General features: G+C 63.0%; 15 protein-coding genes and 1 pseudogene. 8 read left to right on the forward strand and 8 right to left on the reverse strand.

Features of this window, described 5'->3' with window-relative positions; all coding sequences use genetic code 11:
• The first annotated feature begins 45 nt into the window (after window positions 1-45).
• The 4 genes from OKW39_RS29380 (at window position 46) to OKW39_RS29395 (ending at window position 3,247) form a co-directional block, all read left to right on the forward strand.
• Entirely contained in the window at window positions 46-414 is a 369-nt protein-coding gene (locus OKW39_RS29380; protein ID WP_090810742.1) for a DUF2784 domain-containing protein, read from the forward strand.
• Window positions 380-781 (forward strand): hypothetical protein, encoded by a 402-nt coding sequence (locus OKW39_RS29385; RefSeq protein WP_429564226.1) that lies wholly within the window; start codon window positions 380-382, stop codon window positions 779-781. The genes OKW39_RS29380 and OKW39_RS29385 overlap by 35 nt, the downstream gene beginning before the upstream one ends.
• A 180-nt stretch (window positions 782-961) precedes the next feature.
• On the forward strand, window positions 962-2,797 hold the full coding sequence (locus OKW39_RS29390; RefSeq protein ID WP_429360210.1) for a S10 family serine carboxypeptidase-like protein: 1,836 nt from the start codon (window positions 962-964) through the stop codon (window positions 2,795-2,797).
• A 57-nt stretch (window positions 2,798-2,854) separates the two neighbouring features.
• Window positions 2,855-3,247, forward strand: a complete 393-nt coding sequence (locus OKW39_RS29395; protein WP_429332628.1) for a 2-oxoglutarate dehydrogenase — start codon at window positions 2,855-2,857, stop codon at window positions 3,245-3,247.
• 115 nt (window positions 3,248-3,362) lie between these two features.
• On the opposite strand, the gene OKW39_RS29400 is transcribed toward OKW39_RS29395, so the two are convergent.
• The 3 genes and pseudogenes from OKW39_RS29400 to OKW39_RS29410 all read right to left on the reverse strand — a co-directional run bounded on the left by OKW39_RS29400 (window position 3,363) and on the right by OKW39_RS29410 (window position 4,617).
• On the reverse strand, window positions 3,363-3,776 hold the full coding sequence (locus tag OKW39_RS29400) for a VOC family protein (RefSeq protein ID WP_090810736.1): 414 nt from the start codon (window positions 3,774-3,776) through the stop codon (window positions 3,363-3,365).
• A gap of 111 nt (window positions 3,777-3,887) precedes the next feature.
• A pseudogene (locus OKW39_RS29405) lies at window positions 3,888-4,075 on the reverse strand (amidohydrolase family protein); the annotation flags it as partial.
• 8 nt (window positions 4,076-4,083) lie between these two features.
• Window positions 4,084-4,617, reverse strand: coding sequence for a helix-turn-helix transcriptional regulator (locus OKW39_RS29410; RefSeq protein ID WP_429564227.1), 534 nt, complete (start codon window positions 4,615-4,617; stop codon window positions 4,084-4,086).
• 246 nt (window positions 4,618-4,863) lie between these two features.
• On the opposite strand from OKW39_RS29410, the gene OKW39_RS29415 reads away from it, so the two are divergent.
• Window positions 4,864-5,082, forward strand: coding sequence for a hypothetical protein (locus OKW39_RS29415; RefSeq protein WP_429564293.1), 219 nt, complete (start codon window positions 4,864-4,866; stop codon window positions 5,080-5,082).
• Between the two features lie 99 nt (window positions 5,083-5,181).
• Here OKW39_RS29415 and OKW39_RS29420 read toward each other — a convergent pair whose 3' ends face one another.
• Entirely contained in the window at window positions 5,182-6,255 is a 1,074-nt protein-coding gene (locus OKW39_RS29420) for an AI-2E family transporter (RefSeq protein ID WP_429564228.1), read from the reverse strand.
• A 385-nt stretch (window positions 6,256-6,640) separates the two neighbouring features.
• Between OKW39_RS29420 and OKW39_RS29425 the strand changes: the two genes are divergently transcribed.
• Window positions 6,641-6,772 (forward strand): hypothetical protein, encoded by a 132-nt coding sequence (locus tag OKW39_RS29425; RefSeq protein WP_279613266.1) that lies wholly within the window; start codon window positions 6,641-6,643, stop codon window positions 6,770-6,772.
• 39 nt (window positions 6,773-6,811) lie between these two features.
• On the opposite strand, the gene OKW39_RS29430 is transcribed toward OKW39_RS29425, so the two are convergent.
• Entirely contained in the window at window positions 6,812-7,600 is a 789-nt protein-coding gene (locus OKW39_RS29430; protein ID WP_090811839.1) for a hypothetical protein, read from the reverse strand.
• Between the two features lie 380 nt (window positions 7,601-7,980).
• On the opposite strand from OKW39_RS29430, the gene OKW39_RS29435 reads away from it, so the two are divergent.
• Window positions 7,981-9,567: a phospholipase D family protein gene (locus OKW39_RS29435; RefSeq protein WP_429564229.1), complete on the forward strand. Its 1,587-nt coding sequence runs from the start codon at window positions 7,981-7,983 to the stop codon at window positions 9,565-9,567.
• 8 nt (window positions 9,568-9,575) lie between these two features.
• On the opposite strand, the gene OKW39_RS29440 is transcribed toward OKW39_RS29435, so the two are convergent.
• Window positions 9,576-10,130: a hypothetical protein gene (locus tag OKW39_RS29440; protein ID WP_090810730.1), complete on the reverse strand. Its 555-nt coding sequence runs from the start codon at window positions 10,128-10,130 to the stop codon at window positions 9,576-9,578.
• A gap of 105 nt (window positions 10,131-10,235) precedes the next feature.
• Window positions 10,236-10,619, reverse strand: a complete 384-nt coding sequence (locus OKW39_RS29445) for an SHOCT domain-containing protein (protein WP_090810728.1) — start codon at window positions 10,617-10,619, stop codon at window positions 10,236-10,238.
• Window positions 10,620-10,864: 245 nt separating this feature from the next.
• Between OKW39_RS29445 and OKW39_RS29450 the strand changes: the two genes are divergently transcribed.
• Window positions 10,865-11,083, forward strand: a complete 219-nt coding sequence (locus OKW39_RS29450) for a hypothetical protein (RefSeq protein WP_143037291.1) — start codon at window positions 10,865-10,867, stop codon at window positions 11,081-11,083.
• Window positions 11,084-11,167: 84 nt separating this feature from the next.
• Here the strand turns inward: OKW39_RS29450 and tssH are convergent, their stop codons facing one another.
• Window positions 11,168-13,861: a type VI secretion system ATPase TssH gene (tssH, locus tag OKW39_RS29455; RefSeq protein ID WP_429564230.1), complete on the reverse strand. Its 2,694-nt coding sequence runs from the start codon at window positions 13,859-13,861 to the stop codon at window positions 11,168-11,170.
• Window positions 13,862-14,423 lie beyond the last annotated feature (562 nt).

The following is a 14,423-nucleotide window of genomic DNA, read 5'->3' on the forward strand; positions in this document are numbered from 1 at the left end:
GCATCGTCAAGCGAGTGTCGTGCGGCTAGTCCCAATGGAAGCAGAATGATCTGGCTCGCCAATATTGTTCTCGTGCTGCACGCGCTGATCGTGGTGTTTATCGTCGGCGGACTATTCGCCATCTGGATCGCCCACGGTTTGGGACTCCCGTGGGCGCGCAATCGCACATTCCGGACGGTACATGTTCTCGCCATCGGTATCGTGGCGACCCTTGCGGTGCTCAATGTGCCGTGCCCGTTAACCGTTCTGGAGGATCGTCTGCGCACGGGAACGGTCGGTCCGCAAGGCTTCATACAGCGCTGGGTCAGCGCCTGGCTGTATTACGACTTTCCGGGCTGGGTGTTCGTAGTCGCCTATGTCGCGTTCTTGCTGGCAGTGATTGTTACGTGGTTCCGAATTCGGCCACGAGCGTGACGGGCGTACCGCCGCCCCGCTCGCCGAAGCGATCGACGCCGCCCGGACGGAAATTCCCCAGCCTGCTATTTTTTTTAATTCTATTGAGGACGCGTTTTCACCGGTTAAATTTACCATTCAGTTATATTTATCAAATGCAATTAATTCCGACGACATAGCCACGAAAATCCGCAGTTCGTCGTCGCCATTCAATGCAATTCGGATAAATCCGCCAGCGTTTTTCTGCCCCCATGCGGCGGCGACCGCGCCAGCGCTCGATCTCAAAGCGCTACTCCTCCACAAAATCCGACTTTATTCTGAATCGCATAATTGCCGCTTGATCCTTGACAAGACCGCATTTCGCATCCTATTTTCACTCTTGCTGTAAGCAACGGAAAGATTCAATTTTAAATTTCTCTTGAAATGTCGAGATAAATCGACAGGGAATCCATTTATCCATTCAATTAGTAATTTCAGAAAGCGAATGGAAATATTGATGCAAGTATTTTGAATTAATGCATTGCGAAAAGCGGCCTTTGTGTAGCGGTATCACTCACCAGGGAACGAGATGAATCCAGACAGAAGGAGTACCGACGATGGTCGCGTCCGTCGTCATGGCCGGCTCGCCGCGCTAAGCGCGCTGACACTCGGAATCGTTATGCTCGCCGGATGCGGCGGCAGCGACGGAGGTTCGTCGGCGTCGGCGGTACCGAGCGGCATGGCGCAGGTCGCCAATCAGGCGCAAGCGGCGTCGGCGCCGCAGACGCCATCCGCCAATCAGCCCTACACCGATCTCACCACCTATTCGACGAGTGCGACGTCCGGGATAGCCGCGTCGCTGGTCGCGGAGAAAGCGGCGATCATGCATTACCAATGGACGTCCGGCAGCACCACCGTCAATTACACGACGACCACCGGCCACCTGAGCGCAATGGATCTGACGAGCGGCGCACCCGAAGCGACGATGTCCTACGTGGCCTACACGGCGCCGAGCACGAATGGCAAACCGCGCCCCGTTACGTTCGTCTATAACGGCGGGCCGGGTTCTTCGTCGATCTGGCTGCGTCTCGGATCGTTCGCGCCGACGCGCGTCGCGACCACCGATCCGCTGCTGAACGGCACCAGCTGGCCGAACTATCCGCTTGTGAACAACACCGAGAGCCTGATCGACACGACCGATCTCGTGTTCATCGATCCGCCGGGCACGGGCCTCTCCGAAGCGATCCTGCCGAACACGAACCAGACCTACTGGAGCACCGATGCCGACGCGAACATCATGCGCGACTTCATCATCCGCTACCTGACGGTCAATTCACGCAGCAGCTCGCCGATCTATCTGTACGGCGAATCGTACGGCACGCCTCGCACCGACATCCTCGCGCTCGCGCTCGAATCGGCCGGCGTGCAACTGACGGGGATCACGCTGCAGTCTTCGATCCTGAACTACTTCGCGGATGCGATCGAGGCGGTGGCAATCACGGGTTCGCCCGACCAGCTCGCGCTCGAAACCGATACATTGAGCGGCTACATGCCTGGCTACGCCGAGGTCGCGGCGTACTACAACCAGGTATCGCCAGCGCCAGTGAGTCAGGCGACCTACGCGCTTCGCAGCGAGGCGTTCGTGACCGCCAACTACAACCTGTTCAAGAATTATTCGCTGTACTGGACCTTGAGCCAGCTCGGCGCGCCCACCTACGCGGGACCGCCGAACTTCCCGCCCACGTGGCTGGAGAAGTTCTGGGACGCCGAATCCGGTCTCACGTTGCAGGCGATGCAGGGCTACTTCAACGTCAATCCGTTCAACCTCACGCTGGTGCCAGGCTCGACGATAGGCCGCTACGATGGTCGGGTGTCGTTGCCCAACTCGGACTCGCGTCTGCAGAGCGACGGCGACCCGTCGGACATCCTGATCTCGCTGCCATTCACCAATGCGTTGGCGACACAGATGCCGGATTACCTCGGCTACACGGCGCCGAACGCGGCGTACATGCCGCTGAACGACGCGATCATCGAGGTGTGGGATTTCTCGCACGGCGGCCAGCCGCTGCCCGACACGATCCCCGATCTGCTCGGCGCGCTAAAGCTGAATCCGCAACTGAAGGTGCTGGCGGAAAACGGCTTCCACGATCTCGCCACGCCGTTCTTCAATACCGAGAAGCAGCTCGCGCGGCTCAAGACGGTCCAGGGTCTCAACCCGAATCTGCAGGTCAACTTCTTCCAGGGCGGACATATGATTTATCTGGATGACGAGGCGCGCCCGCAGATGAAGGCGGATCTCGCGGCCTTCTATGGCGGCACGCCGATAGCGGGCGCGCTGACGCTCGCGACGCTGCCTCAGCCGTGGGCCGACGAAGCGTCAGCCGCTACGCCGACGAGCGAGGCACTCGCCGCGGCCGCGCCCTGATCGGTGGTGGTTTCGCTTCGCGCGAAACCCTCTGACTACTTTTTATGGCGAAAGATCATGTCTTCACTCGATATCTTGCGACGTACTCTGGCATTGATTGTCCTCGGTGTGATCGTCGGCAGTGCGCATGCGTTGCCGCCCCAGCCGGTGGCGCCCGTGACGCTACCCAACGGCGAACACGGCGTGGACGGTCCGTTCTTTCCTCATAACCGTGCCAACGCGGTCGCGCCGACCACCGGCTCGACGCTGCAGCAGCAGGCTCAGCAGCGCGTGGAGAGCAGACTGGGCGCGAAATCGGTGCTCAGCAACGGCTCGTCGATCACCAAGGCCCAGGCGCAAAGCAATGGGCTTGGCTATATCGCCAGGCATTTTGACGAGATCGATACCGCGCATTCGGGCCGCGTGACGTTGAACGACGTTCGGCAGTATCTGCAGCAGCATCAGCAGTGAGAGTCCGGTAGTCCAGTGATCCGGGATGACGGCGGGCGGTGCGTCGCGATCGTGCGACGCACCGCCCGCCGTATGCGGCTGCGCGCCGCGCCCGCGCGCGGCGGATCGCTCACGCTCACTTGCCCGTTGCCGCCTGGATCATCTTCCATCCATTGCCCGCCGGATCGCGAAAGCCCGCATCGACGCTGCCGAAACGATCCACCGGCTCCTGCGTGAATTCCACGCCGCGCGCCTTCAACTGCTCGTAGCTCGCGCGACAGTCGGCAACGGACAGCACCAATGGCGGCATCGCCCCCTTCGCGACCATCGCGCGCAGCGTTTGCGCGGTCGCTTCATCGTGGACCGGCGGCCCCGGCGCGAACAGTCCCAACTGGAAAGTCGGCTGTTCCGGGTGCTGGACCGTGAGCCAGCGGTAAGCACCGTTGCGCACGTCGGTGTGGACGCGAAAGCCGAGTTTGTCGACGTAGAACGAAAGCGCCGCATCCTGATCGTCGACGTACAAACCGACCACATTGATACCCTGATTCATCACTCCTCCCTCGCTGGTTGAGGGTTCGACTGTATCGCTGGCCACGCGGCGGCGCTTCTCCAAAACTGCGATCGGCAGATTCGGGCGTTAGCCCGGCCTTCGGCACGCCGGCGCGCCGGCTTCGGCGACGACCGCGCGAATCTCGTCCTCCGGTAACCGAGCGCGCCGATCGGATCGGTCGGCGACGCGACGCCGCCGGAGGCCATGATCTTGATCTGGTCGGCGCCCATCTGCAGTTCTTCGCGCACGGCGCGGCGCAACGCGTCGACGCCATCGACGACCCGGCTCAATGCACCGATACCCTCATTCACGACGTCTCGCTGGTAGGAGGCTCGGCAGTGTCGCCGACCACGCGGCGGCGCTTTTCCAGAACTGCGGTCGTCAGATCGGGGCGTTGCGCGGCCTTCAGCACGCAGGCGGGCACGCGATCGAGTTCAGCGGGATTGGCGCGTGCCTGCACGCGCATCTCGCTCGGGCTCAGGCCGGTAATGTCGCGAAAGACGCGGCCGAACGTGCCGAGGCTTTCCCAGCCGGTCGCGAACGCGATGTCGGTGATGCCGAGGTCGGTATCGCGCAGCAGTGTGGTGGCCTGCTCGATACGCCGCGTCAGCAGATAGCGGTGTGGCGGCACGCCGAAGGCCCGCTTGAACGAACGCGCGAAGTGCGCCTCCGACACGCCGCTGACTTCAGCCAGGCGCCGCACGGGCCAGGCTTCGTGCGAGGCCACATCGATGCGGTCTTTCGCACGCAGCAGGCGACGCAGCAGAGCCGGGTCTTCGAGTGCTTCGGCGCCGCCCGAGACGGGGGTCGGCTGGACTGCAGGGTCGTGTGAGCCGGGCATATGTTCGCGTTAGAACCGATAGCCGATGCCCGGCCGCCGCCGCGCCGAGAACGATCGCGGCCATGAGGAGCGTCGAGGCAGGCTTTGTCATCGAGCGGCGGGCCTCGTGTTGATGGAAAGACGCACAAGCTGCGGCCCCTGGCCCTGACCGTAACCCGAGGCCATTGTTGCACGGCTTTGCGTGAACCTCGCGTCAAAGGCCGATCGAAAATTTTTCGATTTATTTAAAGAGATGGCAATGGTGCTGTGGACGATACCGCAAAGAACACCGACGCGTTCGACCCGGGTTCGGCGTCGAAGGCGGTCACGCAGGCGCTGGCGACCGGCAGTACCACGACTTCGTCGGCCGGCAAGATCGCGTTCGACGGCTACCTGAAGAACGTCGTGTTCGCCTACAACTACATCAGCACCGGCGACGACCGGCCAGACGTGGTCGGGTTCTTCGCAGTAAGCAGCAAGCGTTAAACGCTGATGGCAACAGCGTGCGGCGGCGGCAAGCCGCACGCGTCGAGATAGACGTGTTTCACGCGCCGGGTCGATCATATGTCCGCCATGGTGGGCGCTTCACGCGGTCTGTTCGGTCTTGCCGTAAGTGAGCCGGCCGTTTTTCGACAGCAGCACCGCAACCGGCCGCGTCATTTCGAACTCGGAGAAAATGATCGTCATGCTGGCGGTGATCGGCACCGCGAGAAAGGCGCCCGGCACGCCCCACAAAGCCGACCACACGGCCATGCTCGCGAGAATCGCGAACGGGCTCAGGTTCAGGGAGTTGCCCGTCAGATACGGATCGAGAATATTGCCGATCACGAAGTGAATCGCGGTCAGCGACACCAGCACGACCAGGACCGAATTCAGGTCGCCGAACTGCAGCACCGACATCAGCACCGGGAACACGATCGCGAGCACCGAGCCGATATAGGGCACGTAGTTCAGCAGCGCGGTCAGTATCGCCCACAGCCCGGCGAACTCGAGGCCGACGCTGCGCATCGCGAGCCAGCAGATCCCGCCTAGCAGCACGCCGAGGAACGTCTTCAGCGCGAGATAGGCGCCGATGCGCCGGTTGATGTCGGTGACCACGCCCCGGATACGCGCCGCGTTGGTCGAATTGGCGGTCATGTTCGTCAGCTTGTCGCCGAACGTCCGGCGCTCGACCAGCAGAAAACTCGCATACAGCACGATCACGAACAGGTCGATGATCACCGACGACAGCGACGCCAGCATGCCGGTCACCATCGCCTGAATATTCAACTGTGTGAGCATGTTCCGCCGCAGCGATTCCCACGTCGGCTCGCTTTCGAGGTGCAGCAGCGTCGAAATCTTGTGGATCATCAGCAGGACCGAGTCCTGGTAGCGCGGCGCGAGCGCGACGAGCGCGTCGTAGTTCTCGACGAGCATGTCGACCGCGAAGAAGATCGCGGCACCGATCAGGAACATCGAGAGTCCGTAGCGCAACTGGACCGGCAGCCGCGGGCCGAGCACCGGAATGCGTTGCAGCAGCCGCGTGAAGTCGACCACCACGTATACCGCGATCGCGCCGAACACGATCGGCACGAAAACCGCGCGCCCGATATACAGCACCCAGCCCACAATCAGCAGCAGCACCACTACATATACGGACGCTTGCAATCTGTCGGTCATTGGTCAGTGCTCCATGAATCCGCAAACAGGTGCGCCAGAGAGTCGCCCCAAGGTCACCCGAGGACGAAGGCGATGGCCGGGCACGCGCCCGCCGTGCGATCCCCTTACCAGCCGGTCGCGCGATGGACAGCACTGATCTTCGCACAGAACGATGACAGCTCACATAAAAAGCGCGCCAGATCGCTCCGCCGGCAAACTCCGGGCCGACACCTCGAAATGCGCCCGCAGAATGTCGCGAAACGTTGTGATGCGCCGGATTCGCTCGTGAAACCCATCTGCTACGCTGCCCTAATCGGTTTCAATCACCTGACGTGATCCGAAGCGAGCACCTGCGTCACGCGGTGGCAGCGCACGGCCGAATCCATGCAGTAAAGCCGCGCCGCGCGTGGGCGATTCGCGCCGCTATATGGGCGACTTGCGCAGTATCGAGCTGACGTCGTTGCGCGACATCACGCTGCAAATCGGTACGCCGCCGGTAAGCACGTTGGCGACGGATTCGTGGTACGAACCGCAGTGACGTCGGCCGGAGGCCGCGTCACTTCGCCATGGCGCGGCTTCAACGCGACGTACCCGAATGCCCGATACCGCCCGGCCCACGCGGCACGATGCCCGCGACGGAGCGCGGCGCCGCGTTCGCGACCAGAATCATCGCCGCGCCGGCGAGACCGCTCGCCACGTGCTTCAACGCATGGCCGGCGATCACGTGATGCGTCAGCTCCCAGATCTGCCAATCGAGGCTTTCGAAAATCTTCGCGACCCCGTAGAAGACGATCACGAGCGTCCACGCGATCACGCCGTCCACCTTGCGCGTGAGCGTCAGGCCGACGATCAGCATGAGCCCGCCGAACTGAAGAATCGCGTAAGGCCACAGGCTGTTGAACACGAGCCAGTAGCCGACGGTGGCGGGCGACACGACCACCATGATCAGCATCTGCGCCCAGCCGACGCGCTGTCCGCCCCACGACGTCCATAGCATGGCGAGGATGCCGGCGAACACGATGGTCATCGGCAGGCGGTCCCAGACGAGCGTCGCATCGTTCGGCGCCATGTGGTAGTAAGCCGAGCCGAACGCGGTGAAGAGCAGCCCGAGCGCGACGACGACCATGCCGGGAAATTGCGCCGGCTGGTCGGACGCATGGCGCCGGACCCAACGCAGACAGAGCACACCGGCGATCAGAATGACGACGTTCGACAGCACGTCCGCCGCATGGTGCAGCGGCCCCAGCGAGCGTTGATCGGCGAAGTGGTGATACGAGGCCGGCTGCGCGAGCGGCCATATCATCTGCAGCGCGGTGCCCACCACGAAAAGCAGCACGCTAGCAAGCAGCAAGCGGGAGATCTTCACGTTGCTCGACTCCATAGTGGGCGAAACGCTCGAAGGCGCCGTGAACCGGACCTTTTATGACCCTTTACGCTGACACGGAGCGGATCACGCTCGATTGCATGGAAACCATGCGGTCGATGCGCAGCCGGGTTGGCCCCCATTCGAATTCGCGCAGCCTGCTCGTATCATCGGACAAAGCGCTTTGCGCAACAAGAGCGTCGGGCGGCGCACCGATGGGCATGCGCTCACAGTATTCTTCTCAACCAATGCAAGTTGCGTGCAAGCATGCGCGCGACACCGTCAGGACAGCCGGTCGAGCGAAGCTTTGTCGAGCAACGCCACGCGATGTTCCGATTCTGGAACCGGCCGGCTCGCGCGACCCAAACGAAGACCTGGACTCCATGCAAGCGCAGATACACCACCCGTCGTTCCCGCACCGCCGATGGAGAGGCGCGCTGTGCGCGCTGCTGTGCGCAAGCCTGCTGGCCGGCTGCGCGCCGTTACCGTCGCTCGAGGGTCGCCAGGCGTCGCATGCGTTGTCGCCCGCGGTGGCGGCCACCACGGATCTCGGTCGCGCGGTCGCGCCCGAGCTGGCCGCGCACGCGGGGCTGGCGGGCATTTATCCGCTGGCGGATGCGCATGTCGCGTTTGCCGCGCGCATGGACCTGATCCGTTCCGCGCAACGCACGCTCGACATCCAGTACTACATCTGGCGCGACGATCTGACCGGCACGCTGCTGCTCGAACAGATCCACGAAGCGGCGGACCGGGGCGTGCGGGTGCGCCTGCTGCTCGACGATCTCGGCATCGCCTCCGCGCTCGACCCGACACTGGCGGCGCTCGACGCGCATCCGAACATCGAGGTGCGCCTGTTCAACCCGTTCGTCGTGCGCAGCCCGAAAATCCTCGGCTTCGTGACCGACTTTTCGCGCGCCAATCGACGCATGCACAACAAGTCCCTGACCGCCGACGCCACCGCGACGATCCTCGGCGGCCGCAACATCGGCGACGAGTACTTCGATGCCACCGACGGCGTCGTCTTCGCCGACCTCGACGTACTCGCGGTCGGACCGGCCGCGACCGACGTCTCGCGCGATTTCGACCGCTACTGGGCAAGCGCGTCGGCGTATCCGGTCGGGAAGATCCTGCCGCACGAGAGCGTCGATGAGCTGGCCACGCTGGAGCGTAATGCGCAGGCGATCGAGCAGGATCCTGCCGCCGCTGAGTACAAGCAAGCGCTGCGCGGCCCGCGCGTCGTGCAGAACCTGCTCGACGACAAGCTGCCGCTCGACTGGGCCAAAACGAAGATGATCAGCGACGACCCCGCGAAAGGCCTGAACAACGCGCCGCCGGAAGCGCTGATTTCCCACCAGCTCCGCGAAGTGATGGGCCAGCCGACGAAGTCGCTCGACCTCGTCTCCCCGTACTTCGTGCCGGCAAACACGGGCACGCGGTATCTGAGCGGGCTCGCCGCCCAGGGCGTCGACGTGCGGGTGTTGACGAACGCGCTCGAAGCGACCGATGTAGTCGCCGTGCACTCGGGCTATATGAGGCGGCGCGTCGAGTTGCTGCAAAACGGCGTGCACCTGTATGAATTGCGGCGCGTGGCGGGCGCCACCTACAAGAAAGAACAGTCGCCGGGGCCGTTCGGCAGTTCCGGGTCGAGCTTGCATGCGAAGACTTTCGTCGTGGACTCCCAGCGGGTCTTCGTCGGTTCGTTCAACTTCGATCCGCGCTCCGCGCACCTGAATACCGAGCTTGGACTCGTCATCGACAGCACCGAGCTCGCGACGCGGGTCGATCGCAAGTTTCTCGCGCTGCTGCCGAGCGTCGCGTACGCGGTGCATCTCGACAAAAACGGCAAGCTGTACTGGATCGAAACCAACGGCGACGTCGAAACCCGCCACGACACCGAACCGAATACGACGTGGTACGCACGGCTCGGTGTATGGATGCTGTCGATTATGCCAATTGAGTCGCTGCTATAGCTCACAGTTCAGAATCGTCGCAAATCGCGATCTCGCAGCGGATCGGGCGTGCGCTGCGTCTCGCGCAACACGCCGTTGGTGTCGAACGCGAAATTGAACAACATGTGGTGGATGTTGCTTTCGATATAACGGTATGACCAGACTTCGCGTTGCGAGAGCCGGAAGAACTGCGTTTGCACGGGGCGGCCGAAATTGACCAGCACATCGTCGCGCGTCCATTTGCCGATTTCCGCGCGATTGAATTCACTCAACTGCAAGACCTGACGCACGTTCACGATCTTGCCTGAAGCGTCGATATCGGCGGCGACGGTGGTCGAGCCCATCGGCTGGGTCGGCCACATCAGTCGGCGGCCGCCCCCCGGCAGGTCATAGACTTCGCGCGGCGGACCCATGCGGGCGACGATCGCCGCTTGATCCTGACCCGCCTGGAATTGCTGCCACGGTTGCGCGCAAGCCGCGAGCATCAACGCCGTCGCGCACGTGAGCGCGGCGCGGCGCAATGCCAGCGGCGCGCGCGCGGTTCGCGCGGCAGCGTTCCGAACGCGGGCGAGGCGGGTAAGCAAGGGTTCCCCCGTTACGTTCGATCGCACGATCCCTCACCGCGCAAAAGCCGAGGCGACACGGGCTGCGCGCCCGCTCGCCCATGGCTGCAGTCAGGTAACCGACGCTTACTGCACGAGCTTCGCGCGCAGACGCGAGTGCTCTTCCTCGGAAATTGAACCGGACGCTTTCAGCTTGTCGAGCTTCTCGATTTCGTCGGCGACACTGAAGCCCACCACATTGCGCAGATCTTCGCGCACCTGCTTGACCCGCGCCTGATCGCGTTCCGCCATGCCGCGATGCTGCGTGAGCAGATACGCGAAGATGCCGATATACGGCAGGATGATGAGAAAAATCACCCACAGAACCTTGCCCCATCCGGACACGTCATGGCGGCGGAACAGGTCGCTCGACACCGTGATCAACAGCCAGAACCACAGGATAAAGATGAAGATGGAGAAAACGTCGGCCAGAAAATTCGGGAATGTGAAACCATCATTAAAGAAAAGCATTGTTGTTCTCCAGTCATTCCGGTTGCAATTGAAAGGCTTAACGGATTTCGACCTATGGTTGCCCCGCTATGGATGACGCTTACGATCAGCACGGCAGCGCCGACAACCTACCATGACCGCATGTCGATTCGCACGCGCATTCATACAGTATGAAAGACATGCATGAGTTTCAATGGCTCGTTTAAAGCCGCAACCCCCCTGTTCGTCACGTCTTTCATTTGTGCTCCTCACTTCGGGCGCCGCAAATGCATGATGCGGATCTTTTTGTCTTTATAGCTTATCCCGATCGTGTAACGCGAGCAATTTTTAAGGATTCCGTTCGATTGACGATTTCTGGTGGTGTGGCGATCATGCCGCGTGGCATTGAACATGCATATGTGAAAATGATGTCAAAAAACCAGCGCTTTTGCCCGGCAAAAAAAATGCCAAAAGAGACGTTTGCGAAGCATCCATGCAGCCCCTGACCGGCCGGCTATGCGCCTCGTCACGCCGCGGCACGATCAACGCGACTCGTCATTCGCGATGCAGGTCACCGAGTGCGAAGCCGACTACACATGGCAGGACGACCGAACCACGAGCGCTTCAACAGGTGCCGCGGCCGGATCGGTCACCTCGATCGTCATATGCGTGAGCGCGCTTTTCGCTGCAAACGCATCGAGCCACTGCCGCGCGAGGCGCGGCAGCACGTGCTGTTCGATGAAGCCGATCAAAAGACGCGCACCGGTCTCCTGCACGAGGCAGCGCCCGACGATGTAGTCGACCACCTCCGCCGCATAACTCAGCGCGATGCGGTTGTTGTCCGCCATCCGCCGAACGACTCGATCGAGATGCAAACGCACGATCCGCGCGAGCGAATCCGAGCCCAGCGGACGATATGGCACCAGCGTCACGCGTCCGAGGAAGGCGGCCGGAAACGCCTTCAGCAATTCCGTCGAAAGCGCGGAACGCAGGCCGTCAAAGTCCGGCGCAAGCATTTCGTCCGCGCATAGGCTCGCGCTCAGATCGGAGCCGACATTGCTGGTCATCAGGATGGTCGTATTGCGGAAATCGATATAGCGACCATCGCCGTCTTCCATGTAGCCCTTGTCCAGCACCTGGTAGAACATTTCGTGCACGTCGCCGTGCGCCTTTTCAATCTCGTCGAGCAACACGACCGAGTACGGACGTCGGCGCACCGCTTCGGTCAGCACGCCGCCATCGCCGTACCCGACGTAGCCAGGCGGCGCGCCCTTGAGTCCCGAGACCGTATGCGCCTCCTGGTACTCGCTCATATTGATCGTGATGAGGTTCTGCTCGCCGCCATAGAGCGCCTCCGCCAATGCGAGCGCGGTTTCCGTCTTGCCGACGCCGGACGGCCCCGCGAGCAGGAAGACGCCGAGTGGCTTGCGCGGGTCCGCGAGCCCGGCGCGCGCCGTCTGCACGCGCTCGCCGATCTGCTGCAACGCGTCGGGCTGGCCGATCACGCGCGCTGCCAGCGTGGCGGGCAGCACCTGAACGGCGCTGACCTCATCGGTGATCATGCGTCCGACTGGAATACCGGTCCAGTCAGAGACGATGTCGGCGACGATCGCTTCGCCGACTTCCGGGAACACGAATGGCGTATCCGCCTGCAGGTTCGATAACGTCCGCTCCAGCTCGCGCAACGTCTCCAGCGCGGTCGCCGCGCGGTCGCGCACTTCGGCCTCAGGTCCGGCTGCGGCGGCGCGCTCGCTTTCGACCTCGCGCGCGTGCGCCAGCGCCTTCGCCACATCGGACTGGGCCTGCCAGGCGGCTTCGACAACACGTTCCTCGAGCTCGAGCGTCGCGATGGTCGCCTTGACGTCGGCCAGCGCAGCCTCGCTGCCGAGCCCGATGCGCACCTCGTTACCGAGCAGTTCGGCTTCGACGCGCGCGGCTTGCAAGCGCTCGCGTATCCGCTGCAATTCGCGCGGCGGCGCATGCTGCGATAGCGCGACGCGCGCGCAGGCGGTGTCGAGCAGGCTGATCGCCTTGTCCGGCAACTGACGCGACGGGATGTAGCGATGCGACAGTGTCACGGCTGCGCGAATCGCTTCGTCGAGAACCACGACGCCATGATGGCTCGCGAGCGTGCGCGCGAGTCCGCGGACCATATCGATCGCGGACGGCTGCTCGGGCTCGGCGATCTGCAGCACCTGAAAGCGCCGCGTGAGCGCCGGGTCTTTCTCGATGTGCCGCTTGTACTCGGCCCACGTCGTCGCGCCGATCGTGCGCAACGTGCCGCGGGCGAGCGCCGGTTTCAGCAGGTTCGCCGCGTCGCCGGTGCCGGCCTGGCCGCCGGCGCCGACCAGCGTGTGAATCTCATCGACGAACAGCACGACCGGCGCCGACGACTTCGCCGCCTCCTCGAGTACCGACTTCAGCCTGGCCTCGAACTCGCCCTTCATGCTCGCGCCGGCGAGCAGCGCACCGACGTCGAGGGTCAACAGCCGCACGTCGGCAAGTTTCGGCGGGACTTCGCCGGCCGCGATCGCGCGCGCGAGGCCTTCGACCACCGCCGTCTTGCCAACCCCGGCGTCGCCGGTCAGCAACGGATTGTTCTGACGCCGGCGCAACAGCACGTCGATCATCGTGCGAATCTCGACTTCGCGCCCAACCACCGGATCGATTTCACCGGCGCGCGCGCGTGCGGTCAGATCCGCGCAAAACTGCGCGAGTGCCGCGCCCTTCACCGATGCAGCGAGCGCACCGGACGCCTCGCCCGGCACCGCCGACGAAAAATCACTCTGGTCGTACGGGGTGTCCTCCGCTTCGGGGGAGCCGGCAATCCACGCCGGCAACGCATCGTGAAGGCCGTCGACGGCAATCTTGCCGAACTCCGGCGAAATGGCCAGCAGCAAGCGCCGCAACTCAGGCGTCTCGACAAGCGCCGCCATCAGCCATGCGCCGCGGATCCGACCGTCGCCGAATGCCAGCGTCGCGACCACCCACGCGCGCTCGATTGCCGTCTCGACGTGATGCGAAAAATCCGTGAGCGCGCTCGCGCCGGACGGCAGCGCGGCAAGCGCGGTCTGCAGGTCCCGCTCGAGCAGTTCGCGGCTGATGTCGCAGTGTCTGACGATGCGGTGCAGATCGCCATCGGACTGCGCGAGCAACTGGTGCAGCCAGTGCGCGAGCTCGATATACGGGTTGCCGCGCAGCTTGGAATACGCCGTTGCGGATTCGATGCTCCTGAAGAGCGTTGCGCCGAGCTTGCCGAACAACGCGTGGCGTGAAATGGACATGATGACGTTGCAGGTAAAGATGTTTGTAGCGGAAAGGCGTGGCCTCGCGTCGGCATCCCGCGCTCCGCGGGCAGGTATCCGAAAAAGCGCGCCGGCCAGACTGATCGAGCGACAAAGGATAGCCGGTCGATCGCTGCGTGTATTTGGGCCGTCGCCCATATTCCACTCGAGGAGCGCGAAGTAGCATTCATATCTTCCACGCGCCAACCCGCATTTTCAGTTGGTGATCCTTTTATTTCTGCGGCGAGAGAGTTTTTACAAATGCGCGCTTTCCAGGCAAATCTCATTCGCCGTTGCATACGGGTCAGGCCATGACTGGATATCACGCTCGCTGGGACCATTCGCCCTTCGAAGCAAGCGCGCTCAGGACCTTCGCACGAACGATCCAGTCTTTCCGGCTCGCTCCAACCGTTTCGCGAATCGATCGGTCGGAAATGAGTGAGGCAAGCCAGCGGGCCGTCGTAGGCGAGAACAGTCACGCCGGCGTGGAGGGTTCGCCTCGCGCTAGGCCGAGTGCGCATACCGACCTTCAGCCTATGCCCGATTTATTACGGAACCCGCC

This window comes from Paraburkholderia sp. MM6662-R1 (assembly GCF_050436245.1).
Taxonomy (GTDB): Bacteria; Pseudomonadota; Gammaproteobacteria; order Burkholderiales; family Burkholderiaceae; genus Paraburkholderia; species Paraburkholderia tuberum.